This is a genomic window from Rhodococcus sp. 06-418-5 (genome assembly GCF_002258285.1).
Classification (GTDB): Bacteria; Actinomycetota; Actinomycetes; order Mycobacteriales; family Mycobacteriaceae; genus Rhodococcoides.
Window position 1 is genome coordinate 346,766 of the sequence record NZ_NOYE01000037.1, and the last position, 24,824, is coordinate 371,589.

General features: G+C 65.5%; 25 protein-coding genes. 10 read left to right on the top strand and 15 right to left on the bottom strand.

The genetic code is table 11. The features are described from left to right. The first annotated feature begins 30 nt into the window (after positions 1–30). Both CH274_RS26840 and CH274_RS26845 read left to right on the top strand, forming a co-directional pair. Positions 31–984 (top strand): ATP-binding cassette domain-containing protein, encoded by a 954-nt coding sequence (locus CH274_RS26840; RefSeq protein ID WP_256980466.1) that lies wholly within the window; start codon positions 31–33, stop codon positions 982–984. Further along, entirely contained in the window at positions 981–1,814 is an 834-nt protein-coding gene (locus CH274_RS26845) for an ABC transporter permease (RefSeq protein WP_094659413.1), read from the top strand. Before CH274_RS26840 ends, CH274_RS26845 begins: the two co-directional genes overlap by 4 nt. On the opposite strand, the gene CH274_RS26850 is transcribed toward CH274_RS26845, so the two are convergent. Further along, positions 1,811–5,056: a BTAD domain-containing putative transcriptional regulator gene (locus tag CH274_RS26850; RefSeq protein ID WP_143546651.1), complete on the bottom strand. Its 3,246-nt coding sequence runs from the start codon at positions 5,054–5,056 to the stop codon at positions 1,811–1,813. The genes CH274_RS26845 and CH274_RS26850 overlap by 4 nt on opposite strands. Positions 5,057–5,215: 159 nt before the next feature. Here CH274_RS26850 and CH274_RS26855 point away from each other — a divergent pair, with 159 nt between their 5' ends. Both CH274_RS26855 and CH274_RS26860 read left to right on the top strand, forming a co-directional pair. Continuing rightward, the gene (locus tag CH274_RS26855) at positions 5,216–6,472 is read left to right on the top strand and encodes an Hsp70 family protein (RefSeq protein ID WP_094659415.1); all 1,257 of its coding nucleotides are present in this window, start codon (positions 5,216–5,218) and stop codon (positions 6,470–6,472) included. Positions 6,473–6,519: 47 nt separating this feature from the next. After that, positions 6,520–7,389: a 1,4-dihydroxy-2-naphthoate polyprenyltransferase gene (locus CH274_RS26860; RefSeq protein WP_032393912.1), complete on the top strand. Its 870-nt coding sequence runs from the start codon at positions 6,520–6,522 to the stop codon at positions 7,387–7,389. On the opposite strand, the gene CH274_RS26865 is transcribed toward CH274_RS26860, so the two are convergent. The 4 genes from CH274_RS26865 to CH274_RS26880 all read right to left on the bottom strand — a co-directional run bounded on the left by CH274_RS26865 (position 7,386) and on the right by CH274_RS26880 (position 8,937). Then, complete coding sequence (locus CH274_RS26865) at positions 7,386–7,766, bottom strand: phage holin family protein (protein WP_032393911.1); 381 nt, start codon at positions 7,764–7,766, stop codon at positions 7,386–7,388. The genes CH274_RS26860 and CH274_RS26865 overlap by 4 nt on opposite strands. Positions 7,767–7,798: 32 nt before the next feature. After that, a complete protein-coding gene (locus CH274_RS26870) occupies positions 7,799–8,308 on the bottom strand; it encodes a Clp protease N-terminal domain-containing protein (protein WP_094659416.1) in 510 nt (169 codons plus the stop codon). Positions 8,309–8,314: 6 nt separating this feature from the next. Next, positions 8,315–8,530 (bottom strand): hypothetical protein, encoded by a 216-nt coding sequence (locus tag CH274_RS26875; protein WP_032393909.1) that lies wholly within the window; start codon positions 8,528–8,530, stop codon positions 8,315–8,317. Between the two features lie 65 nt (positions 8,531–8,595). Next, positions 8,596–8,937 carry a nitroreductase/quinone reductase family protein gene (locus CH274_RS26880; protein WP_094659417.1) on the bottom strand — a complete coding sequence of 114 codons (342 nt, stop codon included), beginning with the start codon at positions 8,935–8,937 and terminating at the stop codon, positions 8,596–8,598. Positions 8,938–9,215: 278 nt separating this feature from the next. Here CH274_RS26880 and CH274_RS26885 point away from each other — a divergent pair, with 278 nt between their 5' ends. Genes CH274_RS26885 through CH274_RS26895 form a run of 3 tightly spaced genes read left to right on the top strand, consistent with a single transcriptional unit; the run spans position 9,216 to position 13,359 of the window. Then, positions 9,216–10,556 (top strand): HNH endonuclease signature motif containing protein, encoded by a 1,341-nt coding sequence (locus tag CH274_RS26885; protein ID WP_179275875.1) that lies wholly within the window; start codon positions 9,216–9,218, stop codon positions 10,554–10,556. A gap of 26 nt (positions 10,557–10,582) precedes the next feature. Further along, on the top strand, positions 10,583–13,042 hold the full coding sequence (gene pepN, locus CH274_RS26890; protein WP_094659419.1) for an aminopeptidase N: 2,460 nt from the start codon (positions 10,583–10,585) through the stop codon (positions 13,040–13,042). Between the two features lie 5 nt (positions 13,043–13,047). After that, a complete protein-coding gene (locus CH274_RS26895; RefSeq protein ID WP_094659602.1) occupies positions 13,048–13,359 on the top strand; it encodes a hypothetical protein in 312 nt (103 codons plus the stop codon). A gap of 6 nt (positions 13,360–13,365) precedes the next feature. Here CH274_RS26895 and CH274_RS26900 read toward each other — a convergent pair whose 3' ends face one another. Together CH274_RS26900 and CH274_RS26905 are read right to left on the bottom strand one after the other, a co-directional pair. Next, the gene (locus CH274_RS26900; protein WP_094659420.1) at positions 13,366–14,448 is read right to left on the bottom strand and encodes a PLP-dependent cysteine synthase family protein; all 1,083 of its coding nucleotides are present in this window, start codon (positions 14,446–14,448) and stop codon (positions 13,366–13,368) included. Further along, a complete protein-coding gene (locus CH274_RS26905; RefSeq protein WP_082074078.1) occupies positions 14,445–14,798 on the bottom strand; it encodes a DUF4229 domain-containing protein in 354 nt (117 codons plus the stop codon). The genes CH274_RS26900 and CH274_RS26905 overlap by 4 nt, the downstream gene beginning before the upstream one ends. A 199-nt stretch (positions 14,799–14,997) precedes the next feature. Between CH274_RS26905 and CH274_RS26910 the strand changes: the two genes are divergently transcribed. Together CH274_RS26910 and CH274_RS26915 are read left to right on the top strand one after the other, a co-directional pair. Beyond that, positions 14,998–15,213 carry a BldC family transcriptional regulator gene (locus tag CH274_RS26910; RefSeq protein WP_008713732.1) on the top strand — a complete coding sequence of 72 codons (216 nt, stop codon included), beginning with the start codon at positions 14,998–15,000 and terminating at the stop codon, positions 15,211–15,213. A gap of 135 nt (positions 15,214–15,348) precedes the next feature. Next, positions 15,349–15,546, top strand: coding sequence for a hypothetical protein (locus CH274_RS26915; protein WP_032393904.1), 198 nt, complete (start codon positions 15,349–15,351; stop codon positions 15,544–15,546). A 12-nt stretch (positions 15,547–15,558) separates the two neighbouring features. Here CH274_RS26915 and CH274_RS29855 read toward each other — a convergent pair whose 3' ends face one another. The 7 genes from CH274_RS29855 to hemL all read right to left on the bottom strand — a co-directional run bounded on the left by CH274_RS29855 (position 15,559) and on the right by hemL (position 23,546). Next, complete coding sequence (locus CH274_RS29855; protein WP_373453953.1) at positions 15,559–16,776, bottom strand: nucleotide-binding protein; 1,218 nt, start codon at positions 16,774–16,776, stop codon at positions 15,559–15,561. Positions 16,777–17,539: 763 nt separating this feature from the next. Then, positions 17,540–18,505, bottom strand: a complete 966-nt coding sequence (gene ccsB, locus CH274_RS26925; protein WP_032393902.1) for a c-type cytochrome biogenesis protein CcsB — start codon at positions 18,503–18,505, stop codon at positions 17,540–17,542. Between the two features lie 3 nt (positions 18,506–18,508). Continuing rightward, a complete protein-coding gene (resB, locus tag CH274_RS26930) occupies positions 18,509–20,128 on the bottom strand; it encodes a cytochrome c biogenesis protein ResB (protein WP_094659421.1) in 1,620 nt (539 codons plus the stop codon). Further along, the gene (locus CH274_RS26935; RefSeq protein ID WP_373453948.1) at positions 20,125–20,943 is read right to left on the bottom strand and encodes a cytochrome c biogenesis CcdA family protein; all 819 of its coding nucleotides are present in this window, start codon (positions 20,941–20,943) and stop codon (positions 20,125–20,127) included. Before CH274_RS26935 ends, resB begins: the two co-directional genes overlap by 4 nt. Next, the gene (locus CH274_RS26940; RefSeq protein ID WP_045198940.1) at positions 20,940–21,536 is read right to left on the bottom strand and encodes a TlpA disulfide reductase family protein; all 597 of its coding nucleotides are present in this window, start codon (positions 21,534–21,536) and stop codon (positions 20,940–20,942) included. The genes CH274_RS26935 and CH274_RS26940 overlap by 4 nt, the downstream gene beginning before the upstream one ends. After that, positions 21,529–22,191, bottom strand: a complete 663-nt coding sequence (locus CH274_RS26945) for a histidine phosphatase family protein (RefSeq protein WP_032393898.1) — start codon at positions 22,189–22,191, stop codon at positions 21,529–21,531. Before CH274_RS26945 ends, CH274_RS26940 begins: the two co-directional genes overlap by 8 nt. Before the next feature lie 35 nt (positions 22,192–22,226). Continuing rightward, positions 22,227–23,546 carry a glutamate-1-semialdehyde 2,1-aminomutase gene (gene hemL / locus CH274_RS26950; protein ID WP_032393897.1) on the bottom strand — a complete coding sequence of 440 codons (1,320 nt, stop codon included), beginning with the start codon at positions 23,544–23,546 and terminating at the stop codon, positions 22,227–22,229. Between the two features lie 117 nt (positions 23,547–23,663). On the opposite strand from hemL, the gene CH274_RS26955 reads away from it, so the two are divergent. Then, positions 23,664–24,170, top strand: coding sequence for a pyridoxamine 5'-phosphate oxidase family protein (locus CH274_RS26955; RefSeq protein WP_032394174.1), 507 nt, complete (start codon positions 23,664–23,666; stop codon positions 24,168–24,170). A gap of 46 nt (positions 24,171–24,216) precedes the next feature. On the opposite strand, the gene CH274_RS26960 is transcribed toward CH274_RS26955, so the two are convergent. After that, positions 24,217–24,801: a hypothetical protein gene (locus tag CH274_RS26960; protein WP_094659422.1), complete on the bottom strand. Its 585-nt coding sequence runs from the start codon at positions 24,799–24,801 to the stop codon at positions 24,217–24,219. Between the last annotated feature and the right edge of the window lie 23 nt (positions 24,802–24,824).

Here is a 24,824-nt window from a genome sequence, read left to right on the forward strand (position 1 = left end):
GTGCAAGCGCCCGGGGCGATGGTTGGCCCCATGACCACACCAGCAATCGAGGCCCAGAACCTCGTCAAGACATTCGGTAAGCAACGCGCCGTCGACGGCGTCGGCCTGACCGTTCCCACCGGGGCGGTCTACGGCGTCCTCGGCCCCAACGGCGCGGGCAAGACCACGACGGTCCGCATGCTCGCCACCCTCCTGCGACCCGACGGCGGCTCGGCCCGCATCTTCGGCCACGATGTCGTCGCCGACGCCACCGCCGTCCGGTCTCTCGTCGGTGTCACCGGCCAGTACGCCTCGGTCGACGAGGATCTCACCGCAACCGAGAATCTCGTCGTCTTCTCCCGGCTGCTCGGGCTCGGTCGCCGCGAGAGCAAGGCCAAAGCCGTTGAACTCCTCGAGGAATTCGGGCTGGCCGAGGCGGCACACCGACCGTTGAAGATGTTCTCCGGTGGGATGCGTCGACGCCTCGATCTGGCCGCGAGCCTGATCTCGGCTCCGCCGTTGCTGTTCCTCGACGAGCCCACGACCGGCCTCGATCCCCGCACCCGAGCGCAGATGTGGGACACCATCCGTCGACTCGTCGCCGAGGGCTCGACCGTCCTGCTCACCACCCAGTACCTCGACGAGGCCGACCAACTGTGCGATCGAATCGCGGTGATCGACCACGGTCGTGTCATCGCCGAGAACACCGCCGACGGGCTCAAGTCGTCGGTAGGCACCTCCGCACTGTCTCTGACTCTCACGGACCGACACCGGATCGACGACGCTCGAGCTCTCGTCGCGACGCAACTGGGCACAGATGTGTCGGTCAGCCCCGAGTCCGCTCGACTGACCGCACCGATGACGGACACGTCGATGACCCCGGACATCTTGATTCGCCTGCGCGACTTCGGCATCGAGGTCGGCGAGATCACCGTCACCAAACCCAGCCTGGACGAGGTCTTCCTGACTCTCACCGGCAAGAGCGCAGACGAGGACGCAGCATGACAACAACACTCACCCGACGGTCTTCGACGTACATCGACCCCGCCGACCGACCGGTCCTGCGCCACATCGGTCTGGCCCGCACCGTCACCCAGTCGATCACCATGGGATACCGCGGGCTGCTCAAACTCCGCCACAATCCGGAACAGCTCACCGACGTGGTGTTGCTGCCGGTCATCTTCACCCTGATGTTCAGCTACATCTTCGGCGGTGCGGTTGCGGGCGACGTCACCTCGTACCTGCCGATGATCGTGCCGGGAATCCTGGTCCAGACGGTCATCACCGGGTCCGTCGTCACCGGCACCCAGCTGCGAGAAGACATGGACAAGGGCGTCTTCGACCGATTCCGATCACTCCCGATCGCTCGAATCTCCCCGCTCGCAGGAGCATTGATGGCCGATGTCATCCGCTACCTGATCGCCGCCGTGGTCTGCTTCGCCACCGGCTTCGCGATGGGCTACCACCCGGCGGGCGGAGCCCTCGGTCTACTCGGAGCCGTGCTGCTGGTGATGTTCTGTGCATGGGCGATCAGTTGGATCTTCGCACTGCTGGGCACCTTGATGAGCAAAGCCTCATCGGTTCAGGGCATCTCGATGCTGGTGTTGTTCCCACTGACGTTCCTGTCCAACGCCTTCGTCGACACCAGCACCATGCCGAGTTGGTTGCGCGCCTTCGCCGACGTCAACCCCGTCTCGCACCTGGTGACGGCCGTTCGTGAGCTGGCGAACAACGGGCACTTCGGAATTCACGTCGTGTACTCCCTCGTCGGCGGTGCCGTCATCGTCGCGATCTTCGCCCCACTGACCGTCCGCATGTACATGCGCAAGGCCTAGACGAGTGGAAGCAACCGCAGAATCTCGCGCAGCGCACCGTTTCTGGTGAATACAGCGGCCCGAGCGAGCCCGGCATCGACCGCACGGTCACCGGCAACCGCTCGGGCCGCACGCACATGTCGATCGATCCGCATCGACGGAAAGTCCTGCCGACCCACCGCCCTGCTCGACACCGCCAGCAACTCCACCCCCACGGCCCGGTTTCCGCGGTGAATCTCGAACGAACCCACCGCACACGCCACTGCGCCGAGCATCGGAACGTCGTAGAAACCGCCCGGTACCAACATATTCCACGGCTTGCGTGTCAATGCAGCCACCGCGTCGTCCATGTCCTCGGCGCGCCCGTGCAGAACGTGCGCACCGACAGCCGCACACACCAGAATCGTCATGAACGGATCGCTCGGATCCTCGGACGGCCACCCGCCCAACGCCAACGCCGCACGAAGACCCCCGAGACCCTGCTCGACGGCACCGTCCTCGAGATCCGCCGCCGCCCGCACCGCCGTCAGCGACGCGGAATTCGACCGCTGCTGAGCGTGATCCCAGCGGGCACCGACGTCGTCGCTCAAGGGTGGATCGAGGGTGAACTCCTGTCCCTGCGCCGCGGCCTCCAACTCGTCGATCAGTTCGCGTCCCTCGTCCACGCGACCGGCTCCGATCAACGCCATCGCCAGAAAAGCGCGCGTCTGCATACTCTCCTCGAACGCGTGCAGCTCCCACATGACGTCGGCCGAGGTTCGGTAGTACTCCACAGCCCGGGAGTAGTCACCCGAGAGCCCGTACGAGCTCGCCAGCGTCTGCGACGTCGAGCCGACGGCCCACAGATCGCCTCGACGGCGCGCGATGGCGAGCGCCTGCTCCGCGTCTCGGATCGACTCGTACAGGCGACCCGAGTTCTGCGCCATCATCGAGCGAACGACGTACGCGTTGCAGCGAACGTCGTCGTGCTCGGATCGAACGGCACGGGCCAGTTTTCGGGCCAAACCTCGACCCCCGGCGTGGTGGACCACAACCTCCGAGTCGAAGCGCAACCCCGGCGACACCGCTGACCGACTGTTCAGCAGGTGCCGGAGATCTGTGCGAATGCGCGCTACCCGACGTAGATTCCCGCCGTAGGCGAAGTGGGCTGCCAGCACCAGCAGAGCCATCACGGCATTGTCGTCGGGCGTGCCGCCCATCCCGCCACGCATGCTGCTCATCACTCTGTCTGCCCAGTTGAGCACCTCCGAATGCGCCCCACGCATGGCCCAGAAGTAGCCCAGTACCGAGAACAAGGTACACACGTGGTCCGAAAACTGTTGCGCAAAAGAATGTCTCATCACCGACAGCAGGTTGTCGTGTTCGGCCTCCATCAGGGCGACCATCTCGGCCGGACGCCCACCCGAGTAGCCCGCGGACACCCGAACGGCGACGGACGCAGACCACTCCCGCAGTCGAGCTGCGACGGTTTCGGCCTCGCCACTGGCGTCGAGCTGCTCCTCGCCGTACTCGCGGACGGTCTCGAGCATGTGGTACCGAATTCCGGTCGGCGATTCGACCACGCTGAGCATGGACTGATCGACCAGACCGTCGAGCGCAGCCGAAATATCCTCCACCGCAGCCCATTGCGCCACCTGCCTCGCCGCGTCGAGATCGAATCCCGCCGGGAACCGGCACAATCGACGCAAGGCCGCCTGTTCGGAGGCGTCGAGCAGATTCCAACTCCAGTCGATGACGGCGTGCAACGTCCGATGCCGTTCCGGCCTGGTTCGATCCGCCGATTTCAGAAGCGTGAAGCGACGATCGAGCCTCGCGTCGATCTCCTCGACGCTCATCGACTTGACCCGCGCCGCAGCCAGTTCGATCGCCAACGGCAGTCCGTCCAAGGTGCGGCACAATCGGTTCACCGCGTCGGGTTCGAGGCGCGCCGACGGCCGGACCGCCCGGGCCCTGACGCAGAACAGTTCCGTCGCAGGCGAATTCGAGCCGACGACACCCAACGACGGTAGCGGGAAGACCGACTCGGCCGTGATCCCCATCGGGGAACGTGACGTCGCCAGCACCGTCACCGCGTCGGACGACGCCACCAGGGCGTCGACCACCACCGCGACCTCGTCGATCACGTGCTCGCAATTGTCGAGAATCAGCAATCCCCGCCGCGACGAGAAGACGTCGACCAGTCGTTCCCGAATCGAATGGACCCGGGTGACCGGGAGGCCACCGACCTTGATGTCGGCCTCGGTGAGCCCCAGGGTCGCTCCGATCGCCGACGCGACGTCCTCTTCGCTGCGCAGCGATGCCAGTTCGACGAAAGCCACCGACATGTGGGCACCGGCGCGGCGACCGAGTTCGTGTGCGATCCGCGTCTTACCCGCGCCGCCGGGTCCGAGGACAGTGGTGACGCGAGAACTGCCGAGCAGTACCTCGATCGCGTCGAGGTCCTCGCCTCGTCCGATCAGTGCGTTCGGTGCGGCGCGCAGACCGATGGTCTGCAGCATCTTCGGCGCGGTGTGCCCCAGAATCTCGGTGTTCAACGCGGTCACGGCCGGCGAGGGGTCCGTTCCCAGACGGTCGGCGAGTTCGGATCGCAGTGCCGCGAACACCGAGAGGGCATCGTTGGATCTGCCCGCGCCGTGCAGTGCACGCATCAGGTCGGCGGTGGCGAGCTCGTCGGTCGGGTCCGCGGCGACTCGCGCCCGCGCGAGCGGAATGGCGTCGTCGAAACGGCGCAACCCGAGCAACGCCGAGATCTGGACGGACCTCAGCGTGACCTCGAGCAGTTCGGCCTGCGCCCGGACCGGTTCCGCCGGCTCCCCTCGCCACAGGCCAGAGGCGTCGAGCACACCGTCGAGGGCGTCCTGCCACTGCGAAGCTGCGAGTCGACCCTCCGCGGCCCGCGTGAGGACGCGGGCGCGTCCGAGGTCGGTGTCGTCGCTGCCCAGCGCCAACCGATAGCCACCGCGGTAGCTCTCGAGAACACCTGCGGGCAACACCGACCGCAGCCGAGAGATCTGCGTCTGCAGAGCGTTCTTCGGCGAACGGGGAGGCTCGCCCGGCCACACCTCGTCGATGAGGGCCTGTGCCGACCGTATCCGCCCCGGTGACAGCGCCAAGGCCACCAACAGGGCCTGCGCCCGCACACCCGGTACCGGAACCAGTTCGCTGTCGATTCGGGTCGCGACGACGCCGAGGATCCCCACCACCGGGAGGTCGGTCGTGAGGTCCTTCGTCCGAGGATGCGCGATATCGATGGGCACTGCCACCAGATCGTAGGCCGATGACGCGACCCCTTCGACCTGACGTTCGGATTGTTTCGAGCCTCTAACCAAACCGTGAGACGGTACAGTGTCCACGTCGCCTGTCACGAGGGCGAGTACGTCAGACCTGGACACCGTCACCGAAATGGAGAGGCCGGAGAAGCGATGCGTTCGTCAGTGGGTGTGTCCCTCGGCACGTGCGGCATTCGCACGGCTCGGACCACCGAAGACGGCGCATGGACCGACGGCACCCCGTTCGACGACTGGCAGCTCTCCCCCACGGCCGCGGACGTCGCCCGCGTCGTGCGCGGCATCGTCGACAGCCCGGACGCGCCCCAATCCCTCGGCGTCGCCTATCGCACCCCCGCGGAACGTACCGGGATCGCCGACGCGCTGGCCGAGGAGTACGTCTCCGACGTCCATCTCATCGACAGAACCGGCGCGGCAATGGAGTACCTGCGCCCAGGGCTTCCCTCCCACCATAGAACGATCGCGCTGTTCGACGCGGGCGAGACCGGAGTCGACGTCGACATCGTGGACGTCGAAACCGGCCGCTCCTACGGTTCGGCGCGGACCACCGCCATGAGTGGTGCCTCCTTCGACTCAGTGGTCCGTGAACACATACTCGGACTCGGCATAGTGCGTCCGCCCCACTCTCCCGACGAGGACAGCGCGCTGACGGCCTTCTGCCGCGGAATCAAGGAAGCTCTGTCCTCGCACCTGACCACCAGCACACCCGATGGCGAGCACATTCTCCTCGAACGGCACATCTTCGAGTTGTCCATCGCACGCTCCACCGAACAGGCCGCCGAGACGGTGCGCAGGCTCGGCCTGGAGGCCGAGTTCTATCCCGACGCCGTCATCGCCATCGGCGGCACGTCCAACGTCCCGTTGGTCCGGGCCACCCTCGAACGATTCCTGCAACTGCCGGTCGTCGTCCCGGACCGGCCCGAACTGGTCATCGCCGGTGGTGCCGCGGTACACGCCACCCACGTCGACGCGACCCACGTGCCGCCCGTCGTCTCGCACCGTCCCGCCCTGACTCGACTGGGCATGATCGCGCTGCCGATCGCGGGCGTCATCGCCGCAATCGGACTGTTCACCGCACTCGGATCCAGCGACGAGAATCAACAACTGAGCACCCCCGCCAGCGTCGGCGAATCGGTTCCACAGACCACTACACCCGCTGCCACCAGGACCACGACGCCCACATCGTCGCCGCCGCCCGACATCCCACCTCCCCCGCCGACCACCACCGCACCTGCGCCTGCTGCCGCGAATTCCGCGCCCTACGTGCAGTACCAGCAGCCGCACTACTACCCGCCGGCACCTCCGCCCGCCCCCACGGTGCCCCTGCCCCAGATTCCTGGTGTCCAGATGCCCGTGATCCCGCTGCCGGTATTGCCGCGCCTACCGTTCTGACCGGCCGCGTTCTCACCCGTCGGACAGATACGGAAAGATCGTCGCTCATGGCCACCACTGCGCAATGGATCGAAGGTGCGCGACCGCGCACACTCCCGAATGCGATCGCCCCCGTCCTCGTCGGCACCGGTGCGGCCGTGTCGCTGGACGGAGGAGTGTGGTGGAAGGCGCTGCTGGCGTTGGTCGTCTCGTTGGCTCTGATCGTGGGCGTCAACTTCGCCAACGATTATTCCGACGGAATCCGCGGCACCGACGACGATCGAGTCGGGCCCCTGAGACTGGTCGGCTCGAAGGCCGCGTCCGCCGGGGCCGTCAAGAAGGCCGCGATCGGTTGCTTCGCCGTCGGCGCTGTGGCCGGACTGGTCCTGGCTGCGACCAGCGCGTGGTGGCTGATCGTCGTCGGACTGGTCTGCATCGCCGGAGCCTGGTACTACACCGGCGGCTCGAAGCCGTACGGCTACAGCGGTTTCGGCGAGATAGCCGTGTTCGTGTTCTTCGGTCTCGTCGCGGTCCTCGGCACCCAGTTCGTACAGGCCGAGCAGATCGACTGGGCCGGAGTACTGGCAGCAGTGGCAGTCGGCTCGTTCTCGAGCGCGGTCCTCGTCGCGAACAACCTTCGCGATATCCCCACCGACACCGAGTCGGGAAAGCTCACCCTCGCAGTGCGATTGGGCGACGCCCGCACCCGCTACCTGCATCTCGCGCTACTGGTGGTGCCGTTCGCGATGACCGTCGTTCTGATCGCTCGCACCCCGTGGGCACTCGTCGGCCTGCTCGCACTGCCCTTCGCCGCTCGCGCGAACTCCCCGGTACGCAAGGGAGCTCACGGATTCGAGCTGATTCCGGCACTGCGTGATTCGGGCCTGGCGATGCTCGTCTGGGGCGCGAGCACCGGCGTGGCGTTGGCCTTCGCCTAACGCTTGTCCGGCACCAACGCACCCAGCAGAAAGTTCACGATCGAGATGATGATCGCACCCCAGAACGCGGCGGCGAACCCGACGATCTCGAGACCGTAGCCGGTCTGCGACGACAGCCAGCCCGTCAACAACAGCATCAACGCGTTGATCACGAGGGTGAACAGCCCGAGCGTCAGAATCAGCAACGGCAAGGACAGCAGCTGCACCAGCGGCTTGATGAACGCATTGACGATCGTCAACACCGCCGCGATACCGAGCAGCACCACGATGTCCCACCCGTCGCCGCGCCCCGAACTGGTGACAGTGATGCCATCCACGAATTCTTTGGCAACCCAGATGGCAACGGCGTTGATCACGAGCCGAATCAAGAAGTTCATGGCGCCATCGTAGGGTCGTGGACGCCCAAGAGCTACGACGTCCGAACGAGCGAGACGATCGATCGCAACTGCTGGAGCGAACCTTGCTGCTGCACCAGTTCGCTGAACGAAGGATCGGCACCGCGAACCAAACCGAGAAGAATATGTTCGACGCCGATCTCGCGGTCCCGTCGTTCGACGGCTTCCTTCAGCGACAGCTTCAACACGTCCTTCGCCGATGGGGCGAAAGGGAGATGATGCGGTGACGCCTGTGCGCCCTCCAGCGCACCCGAACCGAGAGCGGAGTCGATCGTCGAGACGACAGCGTCCAGGTCGATTCCCAGGGACCTCAACGCACACGCATCCTGAGACTGCACGTTCGCGAGCACTCCGTCGACGGTGAACCCGGCCTCGCCCAGCGCCGTCTTCAATTCCTCGCCGGCGACGGACAGCACGCCGAGAAACAGATGGACAGGCTCCACTCGGGGCGAGCGCAGAGTCCCTGCGTGACCCTGAGCGCTGATGACGACAGATCTGGCCGACTTGGTGAATCGCTCGAACATTGTTGCCTACCTTCCCTTTCCGCCGTGCTTCTTGTGGACTGCCTGCCTGCTGACTCCGAGCGAGTCGGCGATTGCCTGCCAGGCCCAACCGTTGCGTCGAGCGTTCTGGACCTGAACGGCCTCCAGGCGCTCGAGCAACCGCCGAAGAGCGGCTACCGCACGCAGCCCCTCCCCCGGATCGGAACTGGCGGCTGCGGCGGCAAGTGCAGTGGCTTCGGTCATGATGTCAATCTAAGTTGACAGAAGGCTGGTGTCAACCCCAGTTGACGCGTTGGCATACGGTGCAGTCAGCGATCCAAAGCGATGTCGACAGTCACCCGCCCGCGATCGTCGCGGGTCGCCGTCGCCAGGCCGGAGTAGTGAACGCCGCCGAGGTCGACGTCGACGCGACCGCCGTCGTTCGTGAAGTTTCGCCACCAGTTCTTCTTGTCCGGCATGGCCACGCTGACTTTCAGGTGATCACCTTTCCGGCCGATAGCCAGCGGTAGCGAGATCTTCTTGCCGGACCTTCGGCCGGTGTACGTCAGGATCCCCATCGAACGTCCGAGAACCCTGTCGAGTACGGGCGCTTTCATCACGACCATGAAAACCCTGTTGAACGCTGCTGCCGATTTCTGGAAGGTGTTCACTTCGCCTCCTCCGGAGTCCCCTGCACGTGAGGAAAAGCGTAGCGGCGTTGCTGCTCTATGGCATCGTCACTGCGAGGACACACCGCCCTCCATCGACTCGGCCACTACGTCCAGGGCGTCGAGGACTCGCGTGATTGCGGTAGTCGACCTCGTCGGATGCTCGAACAGGACGGCAGAACTTGTCGGTGGCCGGTTCTACACTTCTCGGCATCGGGTCGAATACGTGTTCGGCCCTTCGTCGCTGGGGGGGTGACATGGGGCTACGCGAGTCGACGTGGATGGCTGACGATCACTCTGCTCTCGCCGACGTCCTCGGTGCGCGCCGAAGGATAAACGCTGCTGCCGCATCGGAACTGTCCCTCATGGACGATTACGTTCGCGGCCGAACGGCATGCGCATCCCCGTGGGACACGGGAGTAACCGAAAAGGATCTCTACAGTTCGGCGATCTGCGAGCTGGCAGCGGCTCTGTCGTCCACCTTCGCATCGGTCAACAACAGGGTGCAGATGTGGCGCCGATTGCAGCCGTCGGTGAAGCGTCGATTCGTCGACGGTTCGCTCGACATGGAGCGGGTCAGGACGATTCACGATCACTTGCTCCACGCTCGTCCGAGCACGGTGGTCGATATCGAAGCCGAGGTTCTCAAGGCCGCCGGAGAGATGGCACCCGGTGCCCTGGGGCGCGAGATCGATCGGCTGCTCACCGAGGCCGATCCGGAGTGGGACCGCGACGTGCGCAAGCGTGCCGCGCGCACGGAGAAGAGAATCCGGTTGCGGAGAAGAGCACGGGGCCTGTCCAGCCTGACCGCGGTGATGACCGACGGTCAAGCCGACGAACAGATTTCACGAATCGACGCCGTGATCGCGCGACTGCACCCGGAGGACCCTCGATCCCCCGATCAACGACGAGGCGAAGCACACACTGCCTTGATGCGTGGCGAAACACTGGTCTGCCAGTGCGCGACGTGCCTGATCGCTCGTGGTGACACCGCCACTCCCGAGTCCGAGGACCCGCAGCCAACTGGCGCGACCGACGCTTCGGCCGGCGACACATCCAGCGCGAGTACTGATTCCGCGCCGCAGGGGCCTGTTGGACCGATCGGGCAACCGCCACCGGCCACAGCACCACCCGAGGACACAGCACCACCCGAGAACACAGCACGACCCGACCAGGCGTCGCCGCCCGGTGATAGACCGCGCCCGCGACCGGGAGGAGGGACGCTGATCGAACGTTGGCGGGCCGTCGTCGAGCGCAATCCTCTCGGCGAGCACGCGCTCTACCCCGACGGACACGGAGGCATGACGGTTCCGCCGCCGGGGGCACTGTCCTACAAACCGAGTAGGGCACTCGCAGCGCGGGTACGAGCCGACCATCCGTACTGCCTGCATCCTGGCTGCGACGTGCCTTCGGACCGATGCGATCTGGACCACATCGTCGAGTTCGACCGGCAGAATCCGAAGCGAGGCGGCTGGACGATCCCGACGAACATCGGCCCGCGCTGTCGGCTCCACCACAACCTGAAAACACGCAAACTCTGGCACACCGAATTGCTGCCGGAGGGGGTGTTGCACATCGTCGATCCACTCGGACGCCACTACTTCACTGCGCCGACTCTGTGATGATTCCATCGCATAGGGTTGGTTCGGTGAGCACCGCGAATCTGACCCGGACCGAAACTCGCAGGCGATCGCGCCACATCAGCGGGGTGAATTATCGCGTTCACCTGGACCTTCTGCGCGCGGAAGACATGGACCTCGACACCTTCGAGACCGTGACGACCATCGAATTCGACGCGACGACCGCTGCGACATGGGTGGATTTCATCGGTGCGACAGTCGACGAAGTCACCGTCAACGGCATCGACGCGGCGGTCGATTACGACGGCTCCCGCATTCAACTGGTCGGGCTCATCGAGCACAACATCGTCCGGATTCGCGCGCACGGACGGTACAGCAGGACTGGCGAGGGACTGCACCGATTCGTCGATCCCGTCGACGACAACGTCTATCTCTACACGCAGTACGAACCGGCCGATGCACGCCGGGTGTTCGCGAACTTCGAGCAACCGGATCTCAAAGCCCCCTTCACCCTGACGGTCACGGCTCCGCCGACGTGGATCGTGCTGTCGAACCGCGAGGGAATCACTGCCGACTCGGTCACCACTTTCGTACCGACCCTGCCGATATCGACGTACATCACCGCAGTTGCGGCAGGCCCGTATCACTGCGTCCAATCGTCCTGGACGCGAGGCGAACTCACCGTCCCTCTCGGTGCGTACTGCCGGGCGTCTCTCTCCGAATACTTCGATGCCGAGGACATCTTCGACATCACGAAGCGGGGGCTGGACTTCTTTCACGACAAGTTCGACTACCCGTACCCGTTCGGAAAGTACGACCAGATCTTCGTCCCCGAATACAACCTCGGCGCGATGGAGAATCCCGGCCTGGTCACGTTCACCGAATCGTATGTATTCCGTTCTGCGGCAACCGAAGCCCAGTACGAGGCCCGCGCAAACACGATTCTGCACGAGATGGCGCACATGTGGTTCGGCGACCTCGTCACGATGCAGTGGTGGGACGACCTGTGGCTCAAGGAATCCTTCGCGGACTTCATGGGTGCGTACGCGTCGGCCGAGGCGACCCGATTCACCGATGCCTGGGTCAGTTTCGCCAACCGACGAAAAGCGTGGGCATATCTGCAGGACCAACTGCCGACCACCCACCCTATCGTCGCCGACATCACCGACCTCGAGGCTGCGAAGCTCAACTTCGACGGCATCACCTACGCCAAGGGGGCGAGCGTCCTCAAACAACTCGGAGCGTTCGTGGGTGCAGATGCCTTCTTCGCCGCTTCCCGCAACTACTTTCGCACCCACGCTTTCGGAAACACCACGCTGACGGATCTACTGAGCGAGATGTCCGCGGCGAGCGGGCGCGACCTCGATACCTGGGCTGCAGCATGGCTGCAGACCACCGGCGTCTCGACGCTCAGCTACACCGGCGATGCCGTCGAGCAGACAGACCCGCGGCCTCACCGAATCGCCGTCGGGCTTTACGATCTCGACGAAGCGGGGAATTTGACGAGAACCCACCGCCGAGAACTCGACATCTCCGATGCACGAACGCCGGTCGACTTTCCCCACGCCGCACTGGTGCTGCTCAACGACGATGACCTGACGTACGCCAAGATCCGATTCGACGAGCGCTCGATCACCACCGTGCGGAACCACCTCGATCGCATCGTCGATCCCCTCGCCCGAGGCCTGGTGTGGTCGGCACTGTGGAACTCCACCCGCGACGCCGAGATGTCCGCACTCGAATACATCGACATCGCAACCAGATTCGCGCCCAACGAGCCCAAGATCGGCCTTCTGTCGGCGGTCACCGCGAACGTGGCGCACGCCCTCGAGCACTACCTCCCGGAGGACCGACGGGACGAACCGACCCGGCAGTGGCTCGAGGCGTCGTGGACGCAACTGCACGCGAGCGAGCCGGGGAGCGACGCCCAGTTGGTGTGGGGGCGAGCCACCGCGGCCGCCGCCCAACTCGACGGTTCCCGCGCAGCCGAACTGCGCGCACTTCTCGACGGCACAGCGACGGTGCCAGGTCTACGTCTCGATCCCGATCAGCGCTGGTCGTTCTGGTTTGCCCTGGCCGCAACCGGGAACGCGACCGCAGCCGAGCTCGACGCCGAGCTGGCCACCGACAACACCTTGTCGGGACGCACCGCACACACCGCGGCATCGACGGCGATACCCGATGCCGAGGTCAAGGCGAGGGCGTGGACTGCCATCACCGAGCGCGACGATGCGTCCAACGACGTTCTCGACGCCTTCATCACCGGTTTCGGGGCCGGGCACCGACCGGATCTGACCCAGCCCTACGGCAATCGTTACTTCGAGACCATCTCCTCGTTGTGGACCTCGCGCAGCATCGAGATCGCCAGGCGAATCGTGGTCCGTCTGTTCCCGCAGCAGTCGTCGACGGAGGCCGCGGACAGCTGGCTCGCCGAGCACGAGTGGGCACCGGCTGCCCTGCGGCGCTTGGTGATCGAGCAACGAGACCACCTGGCGAGAAGCCTCCGAGTGCAGGCGCGGCTAGGGTGATGGCCATGTCCACCAACGACACTCGAAGCTCGCTTGCCACTTCTGCGCTCGCTGCCGGCGGTCTGCTCGGCGGCTTCGCCGTTGCCCGGCAGTCTCACAATCGTCAGCTCGGCGGAGCGGTGCTCGCAGCCGTCGGGGTGGTATGCACGACCCGTTGGCAGAGATCCTCGGGTTCGGTCCGTGCCGGTGCCTTGCTCGGGACCTACCTCGTCGCGTTCGGTGCCTCGCACCCGCTGGCCAAGAAGATCGGTGCCTGGCCGGCGGTCGCCGCGGTGTCTGCCGCAACTGCAGCGGCATCGATGGCGGTGAGCAAGTAGGTCCGCTCAGAGCACCCCGGTACGAACGAACTGTTCGAGCGCTGCCGTTGGTTCGTCGAGATCCATGCCCTGGTTCGAGACCCATGTGTCGTCGAAGTAGGTCTGCGAATACCGATCTCCGCCGTCGCACAGCAATGTCACCACGCTCCCACTGCGGCCGGCGGCGATCATTTCCGCGATCAATCCGAACGCACCCCAGATGTTGGTTCCCGTCGATCCGCCCACTCGTTTGCCGAGTGCGTCCGAGGTGAATCGTGCGGCGGCCACGGAGGCGGCGTCGGGTACTGCGATCATTCGATCGATCACCTGGCCGATGAACGAGGGTTCGACGCGCGGTCGACCGATGCCCTCGATGCGTGAGGACCGCCCTGTTTCGTAGCCCGCATCTCCCGACTCGTAGCCGCCGATGAACGCCGAATTCTCGGGGTCGACCACGGCCAGTTGCGTTGCATGCCTTCGATATCGGATGTAGCGGCCGATGGTGGCACTGGTCCCTCCGGTCCCTGCACCGACGACCACCCAGTCGGGAATGGGGCACTCTTCGAGCCGAAGTTGGTCGAAAATGGACTCGGCGATGTTGTTGTTTCCGCGCCAGTCGGTGGCTCGTTCGGCGTGCGTGAACTGGTCCATGTAGTGACTGTCGGGCTCGGCCGCGAGTCGATGTGCCTCGGTGTACATCTCACCGGGCTTGTCGACGAAGTGACATCTTCCGCCGTGAGACTCGATGAGTGCGATCTTGGCGGGACTGGTACTGCGTGGCATCACGGCGACGAACTTCAGTCCGAGCAGTCCGGCGAAATACGCTTCACTGACGGCAGTGGAGCCCGACGAGGCCTCGATCACCGTGGTGCGTTCGGTGACCCAGCCGTTGCAGATCGCGTACAGGAAGAGCGACCGAGCCAGCCGATGCTTCAGGCTGCCGGTGATGTGCGTCGACTCGTCTTTCAGATACAGCGAGATACCCCAGGCCGCGGGGAGGGGGTATCGCAGCAGGTGCGTGTCGGCGCTGCGCTGGGAATCGGCCTCGATCAACCGGACCGCGTTGTCGACCCACGCCCGGGATCCCGAATGATCGACCGACCTGGTCACTTCTTGCCGTCTTCACCGCGCAGCTTCGACTGCAGGTCCGCGCGCGCGGCGCGCCTGTCCTCGTCGACGGCTGCGATGGACTCGTTGACGCGGATGCGCATGTTCTTGAACAGGAGCAGCGAGAGCGGTAGTGAGATCAGCACCGAGAAAATCGCGGCCACGAGTACCGGGACCTCGACGCCGAAGAGTAAACCGACGCCGACGATGACGGCCGCGATCACGACGACGAGCGCCAGTCGCGCGAAGGTGTAGACACCGAGGTTGACGGCGAGTGACTTCTTCGCCGACCTTCCTGGCGCGGCATTTCCGCTGGTGGGATCGTTGCTCTCGGCATTCGTCGCGTCGCTCACGGGTCCCAATCTACCGGGCTCGGCAGCCACTCCGACCCACCCCCGGCATGACCGATTTGTCCATTACCTCCCCTTTACCAACCTTGTATCAGTCGAGTACCTAGGGGTTCGAGTGCAACCATGGGGATCGAACGCAGCAGACCGATATCTCCGGTTCGACGCATATGCACCGAACCGCATCGTAGGAGGACACGACAAGATGAGCGCACCCACATTTCACAAGGCTCAGGACTCACTGCTCACTCCGGGTCAGGTAGCCGCGCTTTTCCACGTCGACCCCAAGACAGTGACGCGCTGGGCACATGCCGGCCGCCTCGGATCCCTCCGCACTCCGGGCGGGCACCGTCGATTCCGCGAGACCGAGGTCATGCAGTTGCTGACCTCACTGACGACGGAAGCCGGCACACACCACTGATCGGCTGGCTCTGGGGCCGATCCACCCGCAGTATCCGCACCCGTACGAACTCATCGAACATTCTCAGGAATCTTCGACGCTCCACGGGTGCGGAGGTGGTTGCATCACAGCTACTCTCGTAGTAGGAGGTGCGTCGTGATCTATCTTTTGGCGTTGATCGGCTTGGTGGCAGTAATCGTGCTGTTCTGGAAGGCATTCGGACCCAGTACGCAGGCTCCACCCACCCGCACTGTGGGACCCGATGACGATCCCGATTTTCTGTGGCGGATCAACCGTGAGGCTCGCCGCGGAGGGAAAGACGGAACCGAGGCCGGCACCGAACCCAGCGAATAGGTCCGGTGGTTCTCAGTTGCGTAGGGCAGCGGTGGGCGCGTCGGGGAATCCCGCCGCTACCGCCGCCGCGACTTCCAGTAGTGCTTTTCGCGTGCGCCCACGAAGACGATCGAGTTCGATTTCCGCCCCCTCCTCGAGATGCGGGTCGAACGGGATCGTGCGAACCCGAGCGCAACGCTGCTCGAAGTGTTCGACAACTTTCTGCAGGTCGACCTTTCCGGCCCTCTGCCGAACGCCGTTGACGACCGCAACCGATGTGGCGACCAGTTCCCGGTAGCCGTGCGCATCGAGCCAATCCAGCGTTGCCGACGCGCTGCGCACACCGTCCACCGACCCCGAGCTGACCACCACCAGAGTGTCGGCTCCCTCGAGAATTCTTTCCATCGCCGAGTGCATCAGACCGGTGCCGCAATCGGTGATGACGATGCTGTAGAACTTCTCCAACAGCGACACCGCGCGATCGTAATCCTCACCGCTGAATGCCTCCGAGGCTGCCGGATCCGAATCGGATGCCAACACCTCCAGTCGATGCACGTTTTGCGACGTGTATGCCCTCACATCGCTGTAGCGGTCCAGAGACTGTATGTCGCGCAACAGATTACGGACGGTGGAGGTCGTCTCGAGCGGCACCTTCTGACCCAGCGTTCCACGATCGGGGTTGGCGTCGATCGCGATCACCCGATCACCTCGAATCTCGGCGAACGTCGAGCCGAGGGTGGCCGTCGTCGTGGTCTTGCCGACACCGCCCTTCAGCGACAGCACCGCGACGCGATGGCATCCGACAAGAGGCCGATCCACCTGCGCGGTCAAGGCCGAGCGTCGCTGCTGGGCGGCACTGTTTCCGACATCCACACGACCACCCGTCATCAGATACAACGCACGACGCCACCCTCCCAGCGGCGGCGCATTTCCCGATCGGACGAGCAACGAACTACCGAGATCGAGTGAGGAGACCTGCTGCTCCGCCGACCGACTCGGGTCGAAGGCCGCCGGTGCCGGTGCCGGTGCCGGTGCGACCACCATCGCGTCACCCGGGGCTTGCCTGAGCTGCTGCGGCTGACCAGGATGCGGCTGACCGGGCCACTGGCCGGGCTGAGGTCCCCATTGTGTCTGAGGGTTCCACTGATTCTGGGTATGCCACTGAGCCTCCGCCACCGAGTGCTGCTGCGGATCGCCGTGGTTCTGCGGTGCCCAATTGTGTTGCGGCCCAGCCTGATTCTGCGGAGCCAACTGATTGTGCGAAGCCCACTGGTTCTGGGGCCCCGCGTTCTGAGGGGCCCAGTTCTGAGGCACCGAGTTCTGCGGAACCGAGTTCTGAGGGGCCCAGTTCTGCGGAACCGAGTTCTGAGGAGCCGAGTTCTGAGGCAACGGGCCCGAAGGCACCGGGCCCGAAGGCACCGGACCGTGCGGCGGGGGTGGTGCCGACGCGACGGGCGGGCTCGCTTCGGGGGCCGTGTGTGGAGGAGTCGGTTTCACTATCGGTGCCACGGGAGCCTTCGGCGCTTGCACCCGTGTCGTCGGTGTTGCCGTCGCGGCCTGGCCTTCCTCGGCCGGGGTCGCGGCGACCCCGGCATTCTTGCCGTCACCTTCTACCGGCCCAGACGGGTCTTTCGGTCGGGAAGCGCGCGGTGCAGGATTCGGCGGCGGTGTCGGCGCGGTCTCGGACTGCGGCGCGGGCGGGTTCGAGATGCTTTCGGGCGGCATGGTGATGGGGGTCGATCGAAAGGGCTCGCGCGGCGGTGTGGGGGTGGCCTCCGTCGTCGCTGCGACGGCGATCGGTTCGGATCCCGTGGGCGGAGCTGCGTGATCTTCCGGTACATCGTCGTCCAGTGGCCGGACGGGTTGCCAGTTGTCCTCGTGCCGATCGGCCATGACCGATTCCCCCCAGTTCGCGTCCCACATCGAAGATCCGAGCTCGGATGTGTCCCCCATCGAGCCGGATCGGACGCTACCAGCTGGAGGTCCAGCGTGGAGGCTGTGGAACGAGCGAAGGTCAGTTCAGTCCCGCGTAGCTGTGCAGTCCCGAGACCACCATGTTGATGATGAAGAGGTTGAAGAGCATGGCGGTGAATCCGGCGATGTTGATCCACGCTGCGCGGGTGTTGCGCCATCCGGAGGTGGCGCGGGCGTGCAGGTAGGCGGCGTAGATGATCCAGGTGATGAACGACATGGTCTCTTTGGGGTCCCAGCCCCAGAAACGTCCCCATGCGGCTTCGGCCCAGATTGCGCCGAGGATGACGCCTGCTCCGAAGAGCGGGAAGGCGACGATGGTCGTCTTGTAGGCGAGTCGGTCGAGAGCTTGGGCGTCGGGCAGCTTGGAGGCGAATTTGCCCCAGAACCCGACGCTTTCCTCTCCCAGGGGCTGCTTGATGCGGAGCAGGAACAGCAGGCTCGCGACGCCGGAGACCAGCAGGATGCCGCTTCCGACGCTGACGATGGTGACGTGGATGGGCAGCCAGTACGAGCGCAGAGCGGGGACGACCGGTGCGGCGTCGGCGTAGAGCTTGGTGGCGGCGAAGAACATCAGCACGATGATGGGCGCGAGGACGAACACGAGCATCGGGCGCATCGTCTTCTTGCGCAGCACGATCACCGAGGTCAGGGCGGCGGCTGCCGTGGCCATGGTGACGAACTCGTACATGTTGCCGAGCGGGAAGCGGTGGGTGGCGAAGCCGCGGAGTACCACCGAGGCGACGTGCAGGGCGAGGGCTGGGGCGAGCAACGCGAAGCCCATGCCTGCGAGTCGTTCGGACAGCGGTCGCTTCGGTGTTTCGACGACGCGTCCGGGTCGGCTGTCGGCGATGGGGGCACCGGCACCGACGAGCTCCTTGGCTTGTACTGCCGTCGCCTTGGCGGAGGCGTACTGGGCGATGAGCAGGACGAATGCGAGCACGTAGATGGTGAACGCTGATTCGAAGGACCAGTCGCTGTACTGCGAGAGGGTCTCGTTGATCGGCATCGGTCAGTTCTCCTGTTTCGAGGTATCGCCGAGCAGGCGGGTGCACAGGCGGTCGAACTCTTCGCCCCACCCCGCCTGATCGGTGCGTGCAAGTCCGCCGAGGTCTACTACAGTACGTCGTGCCTGGGCGTCGGCGGTGAGTCGGACCCAGATTCTGCGACGTTTGATCACCAGTGAGACGAGCAGTCCGCCCATCATCGTGAGCGCGAAGACGAGTACCCAGGTCTGAGCCGGGTCGTGCGAGACCTGAAGGTTGACGAATTCCTTCGCTCCGTCGAACGTGACGATCGTTCCGTCGCTCAGGGTCGCGGATTCTCCCGGCATCAGGTTGACGCGGTCCTGCTTCACGAGTCTGCCCTGGGCGATCATTTCCTGATCGAGCGAGAAGATGGACTGCGGCAGTCCGGTGTCGAGTCCGGTGTCGCCCTTGTAGATGTCGATGGCGACGGCGGGGTCGTTCGTGGCGGGGAAGCTCGACGAGAGCAGGCTGCCGTGGAACGACGCCGTCGGCGCGAACAGACCCTCGATGGCGATCTGATTCTTGCGGCGGTCCAGAGGGTCGGGATACAGGCCGCCGGGCGGGTCGACGCGCAGCACTCCGCTGGAGAGGAAGGTCGTGGCGTCCGTCGGCTGCCATTGGATGGTGTCGGTGCGGGTTTCGCCGTTGGGGAACGTCACGGTGAAGGTGGGTGCGTACCCGTGCCCTTGCAGGTAGACGCGGTCTCCAGCGACGCGCAGCGGGTGGTTGACCTGAAGTTGGTCGTCGCGCCAGACGTTGTTCGTGAGGTCCTGGCCCGCCTGGTACTCGATGTTGGAGGTGAACATCTCGGCCTGGCCGGTGTCGAGGTAGTCGGCGGTGAAGTCCTTGACGCGCACGCACAGCGGCTCGAGGTCGGTGCCGTCGACGAGGTTGCCTGCGCGGAACGAGTCGTAGTTCGCCGGGGTCGAGGTGCAGAAGCCCGGGCCGTCGTCGGCGATGACGATGCGGTTGCCCTCGTAGCCGAGCAGCTTGCCCATGGCGATGGCAGCGAGCAGTCCGACGAGGGAGAGGTGGAAGACGAGGTTGCCGAGTTCGCGGACGTAGCCCTTCTCCGCCGACAGCGTCACTGCTCCGCTGTCCTCGGTTCTCTGGGCGACGCGCCAACCGCGCAACTGAGCGCGCACCTGTGCGGCGATCTCCTCCGGCGTTCCGTCGACGTCGTAGCGGGTGTGGTGCGGCAGGCGGGAGAGGTTACGGGGCGCGCGAACCGGCTTGGTGCGCAGTTGCTTCGCGTGCTCGATGCAGCGCGGCAGGATGCAGCCGATCAGCGAGATGAACAACAGTGCGTAGATCGCGGTGAACCAGAAGCTGCCGAAGACGTCGAACAGTTCCAGCTTGTCCATGATCGGGCCCAGGGTCGGGCGGTTGGCGATGTACTCGTCGACCTTGCCCGCGTTGAGGCTGCGCTGCGGCACCAGGGCACCGGGCACCGCGGCGAAGGCCAGCAGGAACAGCAGAACCAGCGCGGTGCGCATGCTGGTCAGGCCGCGCCAGGTGTTGCGAACCAGGGCCACTCCCCTGCCCAGCACCGATTGCTTGTGCGGCGGCGACGCTTCGGTGCGCTCTTCGGTGTCGGCGGTCATATCGGCAACACCACATCGGAGACGAAGGCGTCGCGCACCCAGCCGACGAACTGATCCCAGGCACCGGTGACCAGTGCAATTCCTACTGCTATCAACATGATTCCGCCGAACACCTGTATCTGTCGTGCATGTGTACGTAGCCAGCCGACGCCTCGCAGCGCGCTGACCGAACCGAACGCGAGGATCACGAACGGTAAGCCGAGACCGAGGCAGTACGCCACGATCAGGACGACGCCGCGCGCTGCCGTCGTACCGTCGGTACCTGCGGCCAACGAGATGACGCCCGCGAGCGTCGGCCCGAGGCACGGGGTCCATCCGAGTGCGAAGACGCCGCCGAGCAGCGGTGCTCCGGCCAGTGAGCCGATCTGTTTCGGCTCGAAGCGCACATCGCGCTGCAGGGCCGGGATCAGTCCGACGAACACCAGGCCCATGGCGATGGTGACGACGCCGCCGATTCGCGTGAGCAGTTCGCGGTTGATCGCCAGAACGGAGATCGCCCCGAACACCGACGCGGTGGCGAGAACGAAGACGACGGTGAATCCGAGAACGAACAGTCCCGCCGCCCCGGCGACGCGCAATCGACCGCTGCGCACCTTCGTCTGCACAGCTGCCTCGTCGGCGCTGACGGCCGGAGCGTCGGCTCCGACGACTCCGGCGAGGTACGAGAGGTAGCCGGGCACCAGGGGCACCACGCACGGCGACGCGAAGGAGACGAGCCCGGCCAGCACGCAGGCTCCGAGGGCCAGGATCAGTGGCCCGGAGGCCGCAGCTTCCTGGAAACTCGCGCCGATCCCGGCCAGGTGAGTCACGTTCACTGCTGCACTGGCTCCTCGGCTGCCACGCGTTCGACGACGGGTTGCAGGTCCTCGGCGAGCAGCTCACGCAGGAACACTGCTGCGACTCGGTGCTGTCGGTCGAGCACGACGGTCGTCGGAATGACGGAGGTGGGGACGCCGCCGAGCGCGGTCAGAGTGCGCATGGGCGGGTCGTAGATCGAGGCGTAGCTCACGTTGTTGCTGACCACGAAGTCCTGTGCGGCGGTCTGCGACTCGTCGCGCACGTTGATGCCGAGGAACTCGACGCCGAGGGACTTGGTGGCCTCGTAGACGTCCTCGAGGTCGTCGGCCTCACCGCGGCACGGACCGCACCATTGGCCCCAGACGTTGAGAACCACGACGTCACCGTCGTAGTCCGACAACGAGGTCGTCTTGCCCTCGGTCATCAGATCCGGCCCGGACAGTTCGCCGATTGTGCCGCGTTCGTCGGGCTCGTAGAAGATGTCGGTCTGCCCGCCGGGTGAGACGAACTGGAAAGTGCCGCCCTGCGCCACCGCGTCGGTGCCGGTCGAGCATCCTGCGACAAGAGCGATGGCAGACGCTGCACAGACGGCGAGGAAAAATCTACGCACCGGTGATCCTCGGATCGGATGCTCCCGCGGGCTCGGAGTAGACGAGGTCCACGAGCTGATCGCCCTCGTAGACGAGCGAGGTCAGCGACGCGAGCCCGCACTGACGATTGCGCGGGTCGTGCCAGAGCCGGTCGCCCTGCAGGAACCGGCGCAGCGTCCACACCGGGAGCTGGTGGCTCACGCACACGGCCTCGTGCCCGACGGCTTCGACGCGGGCCGCGTTGACGGCGGCGAGCATGCGGTGCGCGATCTGCAGGTACGGCTCGCCCCAGGAGGGGGTGAACGGGTCGCGCAGCTTCCACCAGTGCCGTGGTCGGCGCAGGGCACCGTCACCGACGGCCACGCGCAGGCCCTCGAATTCGTTGCCTGCTTCGATGAGGTTCTCGTCCTCGGCGATCGACAGACCGTGGGCCGCTGCGATCGGCGCGGCGGTCTGCTGCGCGCGCAGCAGAGGTGATGCCACGACGTGGGTGATGTCGTGGCCTGCGAGCGCATCGGCCACTGCCTTGGCCTGCGACTGGCCGGTCACCGACAGCTTGAAGCCCGGCAACCGCCCGTACAGGATGCCCTTGGGGTTGTGCACCTCGCCGTGCCGGAGGACGTGCACGATGGTGCGCGTCGTCGAGTGCGGATGTGTTGCGGGGGCCTCGGTCACGTCGGGGTCCTGTTTCTCGCTAGTCGGGTGGTGAATCAGTTCGTTGCGGTGGCGGCAGCTGCGGCTTTCGCGGCGGCCGGGGCCGCGTCGGCGATGATCTCGAAGGCTCGGTCGTCGAGGGCAGCGGAGACGAACCAGGCCTCGAATGCACTCGGCGGCGGGTACACCCCGCGGGAGAGGAAGGCGTGGAAGAACGCCGGATATCGCCACGTCTGCGCGGCCTTGGCCTGCGCGTAGTCGGTGACGGGTCCATCGGCGAAGAACACACTCACCATAGTGCCCGCGAACTGCACGTGATGGGTGACGCCTTCGGCGGTGAGGGCGTCGCCGAGCAGTGTTCCGAGTCGCTGCGAGTTGGTCTGCAGCTTCTCGTAGACGGCTGCGTCGGCCAGTTGCAGACTGGTCAGTCCGGCCGCGACGGCGACGGGGTTACCGCTGAGCGTGCCTGCCTGGTACACCGGTCCGGCGGGCGCGAGATAGGCCATCACGTCCGCTCGACCGCCGAATGCCGCGGCCGGCAATCCGCCGGACATGACCTTGCCGAAGGTGTAGAGGTCGCCTGCGATTCCGTCGATGCCGTACCAGCCGGACGCGCTGACGCGGAAGCCGGTCATCACTTCGTCCATGATCAGCAGTGCGCCGTGCTCGGTCGCGAGGCGGCGCAGTCCCTCGTTGAAGCCGGTGACCGGCGGGATGGCGCCCATGTTGCCTGCGGCTGCCTCGGTGATGATGCACGCGATCTGGCCCGGGTTGGCCTCGAAGGCCGCGGTGACGGCGGCGAGGTCGTTGTAGGGAACGACGATGGTGTCCGACGCCTGTGCGCCGGTGACGCCGGGCGAGGTCGGCAGTCCGAGCGTGGCGAGCCCCGAGCCTGCGTCGGCCAGGAGGGCATCGACGTGGCCGTGGTAGCAGCCGGAGAACTTGACGATCTTGGTGCGGCCGGTGAAGCCGCGAGCCAGACGCACCGCGCTCATGGTGGCCTCTGTGCCCGAATTCACAAGACGAACCTGGTCGACGGGGCCGACGCGACGCACGATTTCCTCGGCGAGTTCGATTTCGCGGAGCGTGGGTGCACCGAACGACAGGCCGGTCGCGGCTGCCTTCTGGACGGCTTCGACGATGGCCGGGTGGGCGTGTCCGTGGATCATCGGACCCCAGGACGAGATGAGGTCGACGTACGAGTTTCCGTCGGCGTCGGTCATGGTGTATCCGCTGGCCTGCGTGATGAAGCGGGGCGTTCCGCCGACCGACGCGAAGGCACGTACCGGCGAGTTGACGCCGCCGGGAATGACCGCGCTCGCGCGGGCGAAGAGTTGGGCCGATACGGGGGCGTCGTTGCCGGGGGAAACAGTCACGACTTCCAGTGTCCCAGGTTCGGTGAAATCACCAACTACAGGGCGTAATAATCCGGAAAGCGGGGGATCGGCCTGTTTCGGTGGTTGAACGGCGAGTGCGCCGGGTAATCGGTGCCGATGACCAACACCGATGGCGTCAGCAAAGTCGCCGAATTGATGTCCGAAGCCGGGCTCTGCATGTTCACCACCGTCGGCCGAGACGGTCACCTCATCTCGCGCCCGATGGCGCTGCAGGAAGCCGAGTTCGACGGCGACCTGTGGTTCTTCGCCGCTCACGATTCGCGGAAGGTGAGCGACATCGCGGCGAACCCGACCGTCAACGTCTCGTTCCAGTCCGGCGAGGGCTGGGTGTCGCTGTCCGGTACGGCCGCGGTGGTCGACAACACCACCAAGGCCGAGGAACTGTGGAACACCCGAGCGGCCGCGTGGTTCGAGAAGAACCCCGATTCGCGCGAGGTCGACCTGATCCACGTGGCCGCTGAGGGAGCCGAGTACTGGTCCACCCCTGGGTCGAAGGTCTCGAACCTGTTGGCCTACGCCAAGGCCAAGATCACCAACGAGCGACCGGACCTCGGCGAGCACGACGTCGTCGAACTCGAACTACCGCACAATTCGACCGGTTAGTACCGATCGTGCCGGGCTCGCCCCGGACGGCAGCAGCTTCTCGCTGTCAGTTCGTGCGGTGGTGTCCGTTGTCCGTGCGTGGGTCGACGGTGTCGCGAACCTTCTCCCCGGTGCTACGCGGGTCGGCGCTGGTGTGCGTGGCGGCATCACGATCAGCGGCGTTTCGTGTCCCGGAGTCGTGCCGGCCGGGGAAGGTCTCGCCGATGTCTGCCCCGCGGTGATGCGCTCGATCGTGATCATCCGACCGGCCGTCGTTGTCCGTGTGTGCGGCCTTGGCACCCGATCGGTGATCGACGTCCGGATCGAGTTCGTTCGCGCGAGCGAATTCGGCGTCCAGCTCATCGCGCGACTTCGCCGCAACACCCTGATGTGACTGAGCCTGCTGCGCGAGCTTGTCGGCCTCGGCTGCTTTGACATCCGCTTCTGCCTGGGCCCGGCGTGCCTTGGCCTCGCTTTCCCTGGCCAGCAGTTCACGCTCTTCGACGATTGCTGCGTCGTTGGCTGCCTTTTCGCGAATCTCGTTCGCTTCCAACCTCTTACGTTCCTTGCCCTTGCGTGCGACGACGACGGCGAGGGCAACGACGACGAGTACGACTACTACTGCGACGATGATCCATACTGTGGTGCTCATTGGCGGACTCCCATGTTCTCGAC

Excerpts from the sequence above, each read along its gene's own strand:
- CH274_RS26955 (WP_032394174.1), top strand. The coding sequence starts at position 23,664 with ATGACCAACACCGATGGCGTCAGCAAAGTCGCCGAATTGATGTCCGAA.
- CH274_RS26885 (WP_179275875.1), top strand. The coding sequence starts at position 9,216 with ATGGCTGACGATCACTCTGCTCTCGCCGACGTCCTCGGTGCGCGCCGA.
- resB (WP_094659421.1), bottom strand. The coding sequence starts at position 20,128 with ATGACCGCCGACACCGAAGAGCGCACCGAAGCGTCGCCGCCGCACAAG.
- CH274_RS26860 (WP_032393912.1), top strand. The coding sequence starts at position 6,520 with ATGGCCACCACTGCGCAATGGATCGAAGGTGCGCGACCGCGCACACTC.
- CH274_RS26895 (WP_094659602.1), top strand. The coding sequence starts at position 13,048 with ATGTCCACCAACGACACTCGAAGCTCGCTTGCCACTTCTGCGCTCGCT.
- CH274_RS26840 (WP_256980466.1), top strand. The coding sequence starts at position 31 with ATGACCACACCAGCAATCGAGGCCCAGAACCTCGTCAAGACATTCGGT.
- CH274_RS26870 (WP_094659416.1), bottom strand. The coding sequence starts at position 8,308 with ATGTTCGAGCGATTCACCAAGTCGGCCAGATCTGTCGTCATCAGCGCT.
- CH274_RS26960 (WP_094659422.1), bottom strand. The coding sequence starts at position 24,801 with ATGAGCACCACAGTATGGATCATCGTCGCAGTAGTAGTCGTACTCGTC.
- CH274_RS26865 (WP_032393911.1), bottom strand. The coding sequence starts at position 7,766 with ATGAACTTCTTGATTCGGCTCGTGATCAACGCCGTTGCCATCTGGGTT.
- ccsB (WP_032393902.1), bottom strand. The coding sequence starts at position 18,505 with ATGCCGATCAACGAGACCCTCTCGCAGTACAGCGACTGGTCCTTCGAA.
- CH274_RS26855 (WP_094659415.1), top strand. The coding sequence starts at position 5,216 with ATGCGTTCGTCAGTGGGTGTGTCCCTCGGCACGTGCGGCATTCGCACG.
- CH274_RS26845 (WP_094659413.1), top strand. The coding sequence starts at position 981 with ATGACAACAACACTCACCCGACGGTCTTCGACGTACATCGACCCCGCC.
- CH274_RS26910 (WP_008713732.1), top strand. The coding sequence starts at position 14,998 with ATGAGCGCACCCACATTTCACAAGGCTCAGGACTCACTGCTCACTCCG.
- CH274_RS26875 (WP_032393909.1), bottom strand. The coding sequence starts at position 8,530 with ATGACCGAAGCCACTGCACTTGCCGCCGCAGCCGCCAGTTCCGATCCG.